A 12,490-nucleotide genomic window follows, 5' to 3' on the forward strand; every position below is an offset into this window, starting at 1 on the left:
ATCTTCAGCCACCCCCTCGCCCCACAAAGGGCCCGCCTTGGCGGGCCCTTTGTGTTTTCAGGGCAACGCCGGCGGGCGGTATCCGTCGGCCAGCCCGCGGCGCTGGGGAGCGCTCCACGGGCCCTGCTCCAGCACCCGCACGAACACGCCTTCCACCTGGGCGGCAATCTGCCGCCAGTCGAGATCGGCCACCGAGGCACGCGCCGCCTCGCGGGCCCCGGCCAGGCATTCGCCCGCCGTGGCCAGCGCATGGGCCTGGGCCACGAAGGCGGGCGCATCACCCGCCGGCACGACCCAGCCGTTGTGCCCGTGCCGCACCCACTCGGCCGCCGCCGCGGTGTCGAAGGCGAGCACCGGCAGGCCGCTGGAGAGCGCTTCCAGCGTCACGTTGCCGAAGGTTTCGGTCAGGCTGGGAAACAGCAGCAGGTCGGCCGAGGCGTAGCAGGCCGCCAGTTGGTCCTGGCTCTGCATGCCCAGAAAGCGGGCATCCGGGCAACGTTCAGCCAGCGCGGCGCGCTGCGGCCCGTCGCCCGCCAGCACCAACCGCACGCGGGTGCGGATGGCTGGGTCGGCACGCACCGCCTCGCACGCCTGCAGGGCGATGTCGAGGTTCTTTTCAGCGGCCAGGCGCCCCACCACGAGCCAGACCTGTTCGCCCGGCTGCACGCCCCAGGCGGCGCGCAGGTGTTCGTCACGCCGGCCGGGATGGAAGCGCGCGGTGTCCACCCCGCGTGCCACCACCTGCAGGCGCTCGAACCCCTGCGACAGCAGTTCGGCACACAGGGCGCGCGTGGGCACCATGGTGCACTGCGTCAGGTTGTGGAACTTGCGCAGGTAGGCCGCGATGGGCTTGCGCAGCCAGCCCAGGCCGTAGTGGGCGCTGTAGCGGTGGAAGTTGGTGCGGAAGTCCGAGGTCACCGGCAGTTGCAGACGGCGTGCCGCCTGCAACGCCGACCAGCCCAGCGGACCTTCGGTGGCGATGTGGACCAGGTCGGGCCGCTGGCGCGACCAGGCGTTGATCAGCGCCTTGCGCCCGGGCAGCCCCAGCCGGAGCTCGGGGTAGCGCGGAATCGGCATGCCCGGCACCAGCAGTTCCTGCACGCTGCCGGCGGCCAGCGCCGCGTCATCGGGCCGCTGGCGCGGCCGCACGAGCTGGACCTGGTGGTTGCGCTCGCACAGGCCGGCCACCAGCCGCGCCAGGGTGAGCGCCACCCCGTTGATCTCGGGCGGCCAGGTCTCGGTGACCACGGCCAGGCGCAACGAAGGGAGGGCGGCAGGAAAGTCCTGCAGCACGATGTCCTGGGAACGCAAGCTGTCCATGCCGCCATGTTCGGGGCCGCACACGGCAGTGGTGTGACACCGCGGCACACCCGTGACAGCGGTGTGTCGGCACCGTGCTGTCACCGGATTTTCATGCGCTTGCGACAGCATGGCGGACCCTCAACCCTGTTGGAAGGACCGCCCGTGAACCGCTTTCTCGATGACCTGAGGACCCAGCGCTGGGACGACCACCGCTACTACCACCACAGCCGCATCAACCAGGCGCTGCACCTGGTCAGCGCGATCAGCTTTCTGGTCGCCTACGCCTGGCTGTGGATCGACCCGGTGGTGTCGGCCCTGATCGCCTGGCTGGTGTCCATGACCTCGCGCCAGGCCGGCCATTTCTTCTTCGAGCCGCGCGGCTACGACGCCATCAACCAGGTCACGCACGCCTACAAGGAAGACGTGAAGGTGGGCTACAACCTGCGGCGCAAGGTGGTGCTGATGGCGCTGTGGGCCGCCGCGCCGCTGCTGCTGGCCACGGCCCCGGGCCTGTTCGGCCTACTGCCGGTGCATGAGGGCTGGGGCGGCTACGTGCGCCAGGTCGGCGCGCTGTGGCTGGCCATCGGCATCGGCGGCCTGCTGTTCCGCACGGTGCACCTGTTCTTCCTGCGCGACGTGCGCACCGGACTGGTGTGGCTGGCCAAGATCGTCACCGATCCGGTCAACGACATCCGCCTCTACCACCGCGCGCCGCTGCACCTGCTGCGCGGCCAGTGGATGGACCCGGGCCACCCGTCGCACGGCTGAGTCGGGCACGATGGCCGCGCCCCGCGCCAAAGCCCCCGCCCCGTCAGGCCCGCCGGCCCAGCACCGCCCGCCCCCATTCCCGGGCCATGCGGCGGCGCAATGGCCCCGCTGCCGGCGTCTGGCCCGGCGGCAGCCACCAGCCGCCGGCCTGCATGTCGCGCCCCGCCGCCAGGAAGCGCTGCAGCACCTCGTCGAACTCGGCTTCGCCCAGGTCGAGGCTGAAGATGAGGCGCCCGGTGCCGACCCAGCTCAGCGCCAGCCCCTGCCAGCGCAGGCAGTAGGCGAACATCCAGTGGTAGCGCGAGGCTTCGGTGAAGCCCAGCGTCCAGATGCTCTGCAGGTTCGTCGCCACCACGGGCAGGCCGGCTTCGGCCATGGCCGCGTTGAAGCGGGCGGCGCGATCTTTCCAGCGCGCGTCCTGGTCGGCGTACAGCGCCTGCACTGCGGGCGATGCCAGACGGTCGAGAAAGGCCGCCATGCCGGCCATCACCCAGGGGTGGGCGTTGAAGGTGCCGCGCGCCAGGCAGAGGTCGGCGGGCCGCTCGGGGCGGAAACGCTGCATCAGCGCAGCCCGGCCACAGACCACCCCCACCGGGAAGCCACCACCCAGCGTCTTGCCGTAGGTGACCATGTCGGCCTGCACGCCGAAGTAGGCCTGCGCCCCGCCCGGCGCGAGCCGGAAGCCCAGGAACACCTCGTCGAAGATGAGCACGATGCCGCGCTCGGTGCAGACCTCGCGCAGGCGCTGGAGCCAGCGCGTGTAGGCCGCACGGTCAAAGCCCGCGCTGCGACGGCCGGCCACCAGCGCCGAATCGGCCGGGGCATTGTGGTTGGGGTGCAGCGCCTGCAAGGGATTGACCAGCACGCAGGCAATGTCGCGCCGCTGGCGCAGCACCGCCAGGCTGCGTTCGCTCATGTCGGCCAGCGTGTAGGTTTCGCGCGGCGGCAGCGGGTTGCCGGGGCCGGGCTGCACGTCTTCCCACCAGCCGTGGTAGGCGCCCGCAAAACGCACCAGGTGCCGCCGGCGGGTGTGGTAGCGGGCCAGCCGCACGGCCTGCATCACGGCTTCGGTGCCGGACATGTGGAACGAGACCGATTCCAGCCCCGACAGGGCCCGCAAACGCTGCACGTTGTCGGCCACACAGGGGTGGTAGGCGCCCAGGGTGCCGCCCAGCGCCGACGCCCGCTGCGCCGCCTCGGCCATACAGGCCTTGTAGAAATCGGCGCCGAACACGTTGACGCCGTACGAACCGGTCAGGTCGATGAAGCGCTGGCCATCCAGATCGACCAGGTGCCGGCCTTCGGCAGCCTGCAGGAAGGCGCCGACGCGCAGACGCCGGCTCACCAGGTCGCTGAACGGGAACGGCACCCGGTAGCGGCCCGTCAGTTGCAGATCGGGCAGCCCCTCGCGGGCCTCGGCCGTCAGGGCCAGGGTGCGCGCATGGCGCTGTTCGAAGCCGGCGCTCAGCGCGTCGAACGCGGCGCGGCGGCGCGCGGCGATGGCCGGGCCCGCCCCGTCGGCGTCGAAAAACCGCTGTTCATCGAGGCTGTAGCCCGGCAGCCAGCGCGCCAGGCGCTTGGCCAGCCGCGAATGCCCCGCCAGCGAACGGTGCTTGGCGCGCGACAGGGCCCAACGCTGCCGCAGCAGCGGCCAGGCCAGCACGAGGGCGGCCGAAGGCCACAGGATTTCAGAGGGCAGCATGGGCAATCGGTGGCAATGGACAGGCCGCTTTTTTAGGGCGCAGGCGTGACAGCCGCGTGAACACCGCATGACATCCCGTCACTGGCTGCGCCGACTGGCGCTCAACGAAGACCTCAACTTCCTGCTCACCAACCGCGTGCCGCGCATCGCGCTCACGCACTTCATGGGCTGGTTCAGCCGCCTCCGGCATCGGGGGGTGCTGAAGGCTTCGCTGGCCGTCTGGCGGCTCTTCACCGACCTCGATCTGAGCGATGCGCAGCCCACCCGCTACACCTGCCTGCACGACGTCTTCACCCGCGCGCTGCGCCCGGGCGCGCGCCCGCTGGACCCCGACCCGCAAGGCCTGGTGAGCCCCTGCGACGGCATCGTGGGTGCCCACGGCCGCATCGGTGATGCGGGTGACGCCACCGGTGGCGGCCCGCAGATCTTCCAGGCCAAGGGCTTCCCCTACCGGCTGGCGGACCTGCTGGGCGACGACGCGGCCGGCCAGGCGCTGGCGCGGCGACTGCAAGGCGGCACCTACGTGACGCTGCGGCTGACCTCGGCCATGTACCACCGCATCCACGCACCGGCCGATGCCCGCCTGCGGCAGGTGACCTACCTCAGCGGCGACACCTGGAACGTCAACCCCATCGCGCTCAAGCGGGTGGAGCGCCTGTTCTGCCGCAACGAACGCGCCGTGTTGCACCTCGAACTGGCCGACGGCACGCCGCTGCTGCTGGTCCCGGTGGCGGCCATCCTGGTCGCCAGCCTGCGCCTGCACGCGATCGACGTGCCCCTGAACCTGCGCTACCGCGGCGCCCACCAGTTGCCGTGCGATCAGGCCTACCGGCGCGGCGACGAACTCGGCTGGTTCGAGCACGGCTCCACCGTCATCGTGCTCGCGCCGCCCGGCTGGGCCAGCGTGCCGGGGCTGGGCACCGGCCAGGCCCTGCGCATGGGCCAGGCACTGCTTCGGCGGGCCTGTCATGAAGACGTCACGCACTCTTCATGAAACCGTCATCAATTCCACTGGGTGCCCCGCTATGCTCGCCCGGACAGCGCGTCAGGCCCTCGTCCCGCGCTATTCCTTTTTCATCCTTGAGTGTTGGAGGCTCCATGCGCGCCCTGAAAAAAGCCCGAAAACTGATTGAAACCCAACCCGACCAACCCGCCGCGGCCATCCTCTCGGCCCTGGTGGTGGCCCTGGAAGCCGAACAGCCGTACGCCATCAGCGATCTCTACCGCCTGGACTACGACACCTTCCAGCTGGCCCTGGAATTGCTGCAGGAATGGCGCCTGGACCGCTACTACACCAGCAAGGTCCGGCTGCTCGATCTGTCCGTGCAACTGAGCGACCTCAAGCAGGCCGGCGCCGTGCCCACCGAGGCGACCCCGGGCGCCTGAAGCCGCTGCCGTTTCCGCCAGGCCCCTGCAGCGAAGACCCGCTGCAGGGGCTGTTTTTTGGCGCCCTCGCCGCCCTTGCCACACGCGGCGGCACCGTTTCATGACGCTGACACAGAGCCCGCCTAGGCTGCCGGGTTTTCAACGATGCCCGCGCCCCTGGTGGCCGCGGTCCGAACCATGCAGCGTCACCTCCCGTCCCCCGCCCTCTCCCACCTGACCCGCCTGCCGCTCCTGGCCGCCCTGACCGGCGCCTGCCTGTTGGCGCAGGCAGCGCCCGCCGCCCCCGCACCCCAGACCCCGTTCGCCATGGTGGCGCACCTACCGGTGCACGGCGTGGCCGAAATCGTCGCGGCCACGCCCGACGGCCAGCACCTGTTCTACACCAGCGCCGACGCGGGCGAACTGGGCGTGGTGGACATCCGCGACCCGGCACACCCGCGCACCCTGCCGCCGGTGAACGTGCGCCTGCACGGCATCGGTGAACCCACCTCGGTGGCCATCACGCCGGACGGGCGCTACGCCGTGCTGGCCCTGCGCCTGGACGACGACAAGAACAACCCGCGCCGCGGCCTGCTGCGGATCTACGACATCCGCGACAAGGCCACGATCACCCACGTTCGCGACGTCACCGTGGGCATCGGCCCCGATTCGCTGGCGCTGGCTGGCAGCGGCCGCCGGTTGCGCGCCGTCGTCGCCATCGAAGACGAGGAAAGCGATGCCAAGGGCGACGCCACCCTGGGCGGCCAGCGCCCGGGCTTCATCGATGTGGTCGGGCTGGAAAGCCTGTACGGCGGCGCCGACAGCGGTCTGCAGCGCCTGGATCTGGTGGCGGCTTTGCGCGCCACGCCCGGCGTGCTCTACCCCGAGGACCCGCAGCCCGAGTTCGTCGCCATCCGCGCCGATGGCCGCGAAGCCGTGGTCTCGCTGCAGGAGAACAACGCGGTGGCCGTGGTCGATCTGAGCCACCCGCGCCGCGCCCGCCTGGCCCGCGTGTTCAGCGCCGGCACCGTGACCCGCACGGGCAACGCCGACCTGCAGCGCGACAAGGAAATCCGGCTCCAGGACAGCTTCACCGGCCGCCGCGAACCCGATGCCGTGACCTGGGTGTCGAACAGCGTGATCGCCCTGGCCAACGAAGGCGACGGCAAGAAAGGCGCCGACGGCACGCTGCCCGGCGGCCGCGGCTTCACGCTCATGGACATCCGCGGCCAGGTGGTGTTCGAAACCGGCGACCGCACCGAACGCCACGCCGTGCAGCACGGCCACTACCCGGATGCGCGCTCGGCCGCCAAGGGCGTCGAGATCGAGTCCGTGGCCAGCGCGCATTTCGGCGGCCGGCCCTATCTGCTAGTGGGCTCCGAGCGCGGTGCCTTCGTCGAGGTCTGGCGCATGGACCAACCGGGTGCGCCCACCTTCGTGCAGCTGCTGCCCACCGGCCAATCGCCCGAAGGCCTGACCACCATCACCCACCGCCGCGACGGCCAGCAACTGTTCGTCACCGCCAACGAAGGCGACGGCTCGCTCAACCTCTACCGCTTCCACGCGCAGGGCGCCCCCGCCAACCCGGCCGACGTGCAGGTGATCGCTGCCAGCGACGACATGCCCTGGGGCGCGATCTCGGGCCTGACCAGCGACGGCACCCACCTCTGGGCGGTGCCCGACAACGCCTTCGCCACCTCGCGCATCTGGCGCATCGACACCCGCCAGGTGGCGACCGCCGGCCGCATGGTCATCGACCAGGCGCTCATGCTCACCGATGGCAACGGCCAGCCGCTCAAGCTCGACCCGGAAGGCATCGCCCGCGTGGCCGACGGCTTCTGGATCGCCAGCGAAGGCGCCACGGTCGACGGCAACGAACTGGTGAAGGTGGATTTCCAGGGCCGGCTGCAGCGGCGCGTGAAGCTGCCCGCCAGCATCACGCAGCGTTTTGCCTCGCCCAAGATCAGCACCGGCTTTGAAGGCGTGACCGCCAGCCCCGACGGCCAGACGCTCTACATGGCGGTGCAGCGCGGCTTCGACCCGGCCAAGCCCCAGGCCGCCATCCTGCGCTGGCACATCCCCAGCGACACCTGGACCACCGCGCTCTACCCGCTGGAGCAGCACAGCCAGAACCCGAAAGGCCTGTGGATGGGCCTCTCGGAAATCCAGCTCACGCCCGATGGCCGGTTGCTGGTGCTGGAGCGCGACAAGGGCGGCGGCGAAGCGCGCGCCATCACGGCCGAAGTCAAGCGCATCTACAGCGTGCGCGTGGCCGACATCGCCGAAAACGCCGTGCTCGGCAAGACCCTGGTGCGCGATCTGCGCAAGGACCTGAACTTCGTGCAGGAGAAGGCCGAAGGCATGGCCCTGCACCAGGGCCGGCTCTGGGTCGCCAGCGACAACGATGGCGCCGGCTGGACCCGCATGGTCGACGCAGGCACGCCCTGATGCCCTTCATGTCTTGTTGTGTTGCTACAACAAATATAGCTATCTCATGAAGTGTCACAGAGGTTTTATGCGCTTTCGATGCAATGGGCGCACCTGCTTGCCAAGGGCATCAGGCGGAGAAAAAACCTCCACCCGTACCAACACATCCTTCAAGGAAAAAGCATGAACAAGAGCCTGATCGCTCTGGCCGTCCTGGCCGCTTCCGGCGCCGCGATGGCGCAGTCCTCCGTGACGCTGTATGGCCGCGTCGACCTGTCCGTGGGCTCCCTCAAGGAACTCGGCAAGGGTAGCGAAACCAAGATGTTCCAGGGCGGCGACGGCGGTCTGACCACGTCGCGCTGGGGCCTGCGTGGCAGCGAAGACCTGGGCGGCGGCCTCAAGGCCATCTACAAGCTGGAAAACCGCTTCAACGCCACCGACGGTTCGTCGCAAGACCCGTTCTTCAAGGGCGAATCCACGGTCGGCCTGTCGGGCGGCTTCGGTACCGTGCGCCTGGGCCGCGCGGCCACGGTGTACGACGACATCCGCGCCCTGTCCTACAGTTCCAACGTGTTCGACTCGGCCTTCACGCCCGCGTCCAACGGCGTGTTCAAGTCGGGCGGCGACTACAACAGCCGCTTCAACAACATGATCAGCTACGAAACCCCCTCCTTCGGTGGTTTCTACGCCGGCCTGAACCACGCGCTGGACAACGACAGCACCAAGAACGAAACCATGACCGCGCTGAAGGCCGGCTACAAGAACGGCCCGCTGCACGCTGCTCTGGGCTACCAGAACGAGCGCAAGACCGACGACAAGTACGTCGCCCTGTCCGGCGCCTACGACCTGGGTGCCGCCTCGATCTCGGCCGGCTACAACCAGCGCAACGGCACCGATGCCAACGGCGATGACACCGAATTCACCGTCGGCGTGAACGTGCCGCTGGGCGCCGTGAACCTGTCGGCCGGCTACGCCAACAGCAAGACCGAAAAGGGCGGCGCCACGTCGTCCAAGTCGTCGGGCTTCGGTCTGGGCGCCACCTACTCGCTGTCCAAGCGCACCCGCCTGTACGGCGGCTACCGCACCCACGAAGTCAAGAACGGCGCCGGCACCAAGACGGCCGACACCCGCCTGTTCGCCCTCGGCATCCGCCACGACTTCTGATCACCAGCCCGGGCGCTGCCCGGGCCGCGGTTCCTTCGTTTCTCCAAGGTTGCACGCGGGCCTGGCGCCCGCACTCAGAGATCGTGCAGCTTTTTCATGCCGCCGGTGGCTCACGCCACAGGCGGCTTTTTTATGCGTCCACGGGCGTGAGCTTGGCCACGCTCAGCGCCAGCCACTTCACGCCATGGCGGTTGAAGCTGACCTGGGCCCGGGCGTCGGCGCCCGCCCCTTCGATGGCCAGCACCTTGCCCTCGCCGAACTTGTTGTGGAAGACCTTCTGCCCGGCCCGCAGGTCGACGCCGCGGTCTGGCTCCGGCGCCTTGGGTGCTGGCGCCCGGTCGGCCGCGGCCAGCCAGCCCGGCGTCCAGGCCGGCTGCGCCCCCGCCCCGGCCGCCCCGCGGCCTCCGCCCTGCCAGCCACCGGCCGACAGGCCCTGACGGGCCTGCGGCGGCGTGAGCCACTTCAGCGCGTCTTCGGGCAGTTCGTCAAAAAAGCGGCTGCGCAGGTTGTAACGCGTCTGGCCGTGCAGCAGCCGGGTCTGCGCGTGGGCCAGGTACAGGCGCTGGCGCGCCCGCGTGATGGCGACGTACATCAGGCGGCGCTCCTCCTCCAGCCCGTCGCGGTCGCTCATGGCGTTTTCGTGCGGGAACAGGCCTTCTTCCAGGCCGGTGATGAACACGGCGTGAAATTCAAGCCCCTTGGCCGCATGCACCGTCATGAGCTGCACCGCATCCTGCCCGGCCTGGGCCTGGTTGTCGCCGGACTCCAGCGCGGCATGCGTCAGGAACGCGGCCAGCGGGCTGAGCGTTTCGCCGGTGTCAGGCACCACGGCCGGCAGCGGCTCGTCGACCAGGGGCTGACTCATGTCGAGCCCCTGGCTCGCCGGGCTCTGCGTCAGCGGTGCGCCCAGCTCGTCCACCGGCAAGGCCACCGCGTCGCGGCCAAAACCTTCCTGCATCACGAAGCTCTCGGCCGCGTTGACCAGCTCCTCCAGGTTCTCGACCCGGTCTTCGCCTTCGCGCTCCTGGCGGAAATGTTCGACCAGACCGCTGCGGTCGAGCACCAGCTCGATGATTTCCTTCAAGGTCATGCCCTGCGTCTTTTCACGCATCACGTCCAGCAGGGCGACGAAGTGGCCGATGGCGGTGCCGGCGCGACCGGTGACGCCGCTGGCCGCGTCGTGCAGCGAACAGCCGCTCGCGCGCGCCACGTCCTGCAACTGCTCGACGCTGCGCGCCCCGATGCCGCGCGGCGGGAAGTTCACCACGCGCAGGACGCTGTTGTCGTCGTGCGGGTTCTCCAGCAGACGCAGGTAGGCCAGCGCGTGCTTGATTTCAGCGCGCTCGAAGAAGCGCAGCCCGCCGTACACGCGGTAGGGCATGCCGGCGTTGAACAGCGCGGTTTCCATCACGCGGCTTTGCGCGTTGCTGCGGTAGAGCACGGCCATCTCGCTGCGCGCCATGCCCTCGCGCTCGAGTTGCTTCATCTCGTCGACCACCCAGCGCGCTTCGTCGAAGTCGCTGGGCGCCTCGTACACACGCACCGGCTCGCCCGCGCCCGCATCCGTGCGCAGGTTCTTGCCCAGGCGCCGGCTGTTGTGGCCGATCAGCTCGTTGGCCGCGTTGAGGATGTTGCTGCAGCTGCGGTAGTTCTGCTCCAGCTTGATCTGGTGCCGGACCTGGAACTCGCGCACGAAGTCGGCCATGTTGCCCACGCGCGCGCCGCGGAAAGCGTAGATGCTCTGGTCGTCGTCGCCCACGGCGAAGACCGCATTGCCCGAGGGCGGCAGCCCTTCGAGCGGCGGCGCCGAAAACATCTTGAGCCAGGCGTATTGCAGGCGGTTGGTGTCCTGGAACTCGTCGATCAGGATGTGCCTGAAGCGCCGCTGGTAGTGCACGCGCACCGGGTCGTTGTCGCGCAGCACTTCGTACGAACGCAGCATCAGCTCGCCGAAATCGACCACGCCTTCGCGCTGGCACTGCTCTTCATACAGCTGGTAGATCTCGACCTTGCGGCGCGTCTCGTCGTCGCGCACCACCACGTCGCGCGGGCGCTGCCCGTCTTCCTTGCAGCCGCTGATGAACCACTGCAACTGCTTCGGGGGAAAGCGCTCGTCGTCCACGTTGTGCTGCTTGCACAGGCGCTTGATGGCCGAGAGCTGGTCCTGCGTGTCCAGGATCTGGAACGTGGCCGGCAGGCCCGCCGCCTGGTGGTGCGCGCGCAGAAAGCGGTTGCACAGGCCGTGGAAGGTGCCGATCCACATCCCGCGCACGTTCACCGGCAGCATCGCCGTCAGGCGGGTCATCATCTCCTTGGCCGCCTTGTTGGTGAAGGTCACGGCCATGATGCCGCCGGGCGAGACCTGCCCGCTTTGCAACAGCCAGGCGATGCGGGTGGTCAGCACCCGGGTCTTTCCCGAGCCGGCGCCCGCCAGGATCAGGGCGTGTTCGGCCGGCAGGGTGACGGCGGCGGCCTGCTCGGGGTTGAGGCCGACGAGCAGCGGGGAGGGATCTTCAAACAGCATCGGGCGATTGTAGAAAGCCGCTCCACCCCCCGATAGCGACCACCTCCCGCCATATGGCCTTTCGTATACCGGGCATATGCGCGGTGCCCGCCCCCAGGCGGACGCATCCGGCCTAGAATCAATCACCGGGCCCAAGCAATTGCGCCCGGTTTCTTTTTTCCACCCCCGGAATCAAGGGCCGGCCAGTTCCAAGCGCCTTTTCATCAACCCACCTCCCGAAACGGTCGAGGTGACTGAAAGGCCCACATGGAAATCTTCGACTACGACAACATCCTGCTGCTGCCGCGCAAGTGCCGCGTGGAAAGCCGCAGCGAGTGCGACCCTGGCATCGAATTCGGCGGCCGGCGCTTCAAGCTGCCGGTGGTGCCGGCCAACATGAAGACGGTGCTGGACGAGTCCATCAGCGAATGGCTGGCCGCCAACGGTTATTTCTACGTCATGCACCGCTTCGACCTGGACAACGTGGCCTACGCGAAGCGCATGCGCGAGAAGGGCCTGTTCGTCTCCATCAGCTCGGGCGTGAAGGCGCCGGACTATGCCGTCATCGACCGGCTGGCTGCCGACGGTGTGGGCGCCGACTACATCACCATCGACATCGCCCACGGCCACGCCGAGAGCGTGCGCCTGATGGTCGAGCACATCAAGAAGAAGCTGCCCCAAGCCTTCGTGATCGCCGGCAACGTGGCCACACCCGAAGCCGTGATCGACCTGGAGAACTGGGGCGCCGACGCGACCAAGGTCGGCGTGGGCCCGGGCAAGGTCTGCATCACCAAGCTCAAGACCGGTTTCGGGACCGGCGGCTGGCAACTCTCGGCACTCAAGTGGTGCGCGCGCGTGGCGACCAAACCCATCATCGCCGACGGCGGCATCCGCCACCACGGCGACATCGCCAAGAGCGTGCGCTTTGGCGCCACCATGGTGATGATCGGCTCGCTGTTCGCCGGCCACGAAGAGTCACCGGGCCAGACCGTCGAGGTCGACGGCAAGCGCTACAAGGAGTACTACGGTTCGGCCAGCGACTTCAACAAGGGCGAGTACAAGCACGTGGAGGGCAAGCGCATTCTGGAGCCCATCAAGGGCCACCTGGCCGACACGCTGCGCGAGATGCAGGAAGACGTGCAGAGCTCGATCAGCTACGCCGGCGGCACCCAGCTGACCGATCTGAAAAAGGTGAACTACGTGATCCTCGGCGGCGAGAACGCCGGCGAACACCTGTTCATGTAAGCACGGCCCGGCCG

The 12,490-nt window shown here is 69.0% G+C and carries 9 protein-coding genes; 6 read left to right on the plus strand and 3 right to left on the minus strand.

Translation table 11 applies throughout. The features are described from left to right. Positions 1-57 precede the first annotated feature (57 nt). Entirely contained in the window at positions 58-1,320 is a 1,263-nt protein-coding gene (locus tag L0977_RS02860; protein WP_234263197.1) for a glycosyltransferase family 4 protein, read from the minus strand. Positions 1,321-1,464: 144 nt separating this feature from the next. On the opposite strand from L0977_RS02860, the gene L0977_RS02865 reads away from it, so the two are divergent. Continuing rightward, on the plus strand, positions 1,465-2,070 hold the full coding sequence (locus L0977_RS02865) for a hypothetical protein (RefSeq protein ID WP_234263198.1): 606 nt from the start codon (positions 1,465-1,467) through the stop codon (positions 2,068-2,070). A gap of 43 nt (positions 2,071-2,113) precedes the next feature. Here L0977_RS02865 and L0977_RS02870 read toward each other — a convergent pair whose 3' ends face one another. Continuing rightward, positions 2,114-3,772 (minus strand): aminotransferase class III-fold pyridoxal phosphate-dependent enzyme, encoded by a 1,659-nt coding sequence (locus L0977_RS02870; protein ID WP_234263199.1) that lies wholly within the window; start codon positions 3,770-3,772, stop codon positions 2,114-2,116. A 67-nt stretch (positions 3,773-3,839) separates the two neighbouring features. Here L0977_RS02870 and asd point away from each other — a divergent pair, with 67 nt between their 5' ends. From asd to L0977_RS02890, 4 genes are all read left to right on the plus strand, one after another. Continuing rightward, a complete protein-coding gene (gene asd / locus L0977_RS02875) occupies positions 3,840-4,766 on the plus strand; it encodes an archaetidylserine decarboxylase (protein WP_234263200.1) in 927 nt (308 codons plus the stop codon). A 104-nt stretch (positions 4,767-4,870) separates the two neighbouring features. Continuing rightward, positions 4,871-5,158 (plus strand): hypothetical protein, encoded by a 288-nt coding sequence (locus L0977_RS02880; protein WP_234263201.1) that lies wholly within the window; start codon positions 4,871-4,873, stop codon positions 5,156-5,158. A gap of 177 nt (positions 5,159-5,335) precedes the next feature. Continuing rightward, positions 5,336-7,585, plus strand: coding sequence for an esterase-like activity of phytase family protein (locus tag L0977_RS02885; RefSeq protein WP_234263202.1), 2,250 nt, complete (start codon positions 5,336-5,338; stop codon positions 7,583-7,585). A gap of 162 nt (positions 7,586-7,747) precedes the next feature. Continuing rightward, positions 7,748-8,728, plus strand: coding sequence for a porin (locus L0977_RS02890; RefSeq protein WP_234263203.1), 981 nt, complete (start codon positions 7,748-7,750; stop codon positions 8,726-8,728). Between the two features lie 130 nt (positions 8,729-8,858). Here the strand turns inward: L0977_RS02890 and L0977_RS02895 are convergent, their stop codons facing one another. Beyond that, entirely contained in the window at positions 8,859-11,252 is a 2,394-nt protein-coding gene (locus L0977_RS02895; RefSeq protein ID WP_234263204.1) for a UvrD-helicase domain-containing protein, read from the minus strand. 246 nt (positions 11,253-11,498) lie between these two features. Between L0977_RS02895 and L0977_RS02900 the strand changes: the two genes are divergently transcribed. Then, entirely contained in the window at positions 11,499-12,476 is a 978-nt protein-coding gene (locus L0977_RS02900) for a GMP reductase (protein ID WP_234263205.1), read from the plus strand. Positions 12,477-12,490 lie beyond the last annotated feature (14 nt).

The organism is Hydrogenophaga sp. NFH-34 (genome assembly GCF_021401345.1).
GTDB classification, from domain to species: Bacteria; Pseudomonadota; Gammaproteobacteria; order Burkholderiales; family Burkholderiaceae_C; genus Hydrogenophaga; species Hydrogenophaga electricum.

Bases quoted from the DNA above. Each gene is read 5' to 3' on its own strand.
- L0977_RS02860 (WP_234263197.1), bottom strand. From the start codon at position 1,320: ATGGACAGCTTGCGTTCCCAGGACATCGTGCTGCAGGACTTTCCTGCC.
- L0977_RS02870 (WP_234263199.1), bottom strand. From the start codon at position 3,772: ATGCTGCCCTCTGAAATCCTGTGGCCTTCGGCCGCCCTCGTGCTGGCC.
- asd (WP_234263200.1), top strand. From the start codon at position 3,840: ATGACATCCCGTCACTGGCTGCGCCGACTGGCGCTCAACGAAGACCTC.
- L0977_RS02880 (WP_234263201.1), top strand. From the start codon at position 4,871: ATGCGCGCCCTGAAAAAAGCCCGAAAACTGATTGAAACCCAACCCGAC.
- L0977_RS02885 (WP_234263202.1), top strand. From the start codon at position 5,336: ATGCAGCGTCACCTCCCGTCCCCCGCCCTCTCCCACCTGACCCGCCTG.
- L0977_RS02890 (WP_234263203.1), top strand. From the start codon at position 7,748: ATGAACAAGAGCCTGATCGCTCTGGCCGTCCTGGCCGCTTCCGGCGCC.
- L0977_RS02895 (WP_234263204.1), bottom strand. From the start codon at position 11,252: ATGCTGTTTGAAGATCCCTCCCCGCTGCTCGTCGGCCTCAACCCCGAG.
- L0977_RS02900 (WP_234263205.1), top strand. From the start codon at position 11,499: ATGGAAATCTTCGACTACGACAACATCCTGCTGCTGCCGCGCAAGTGC.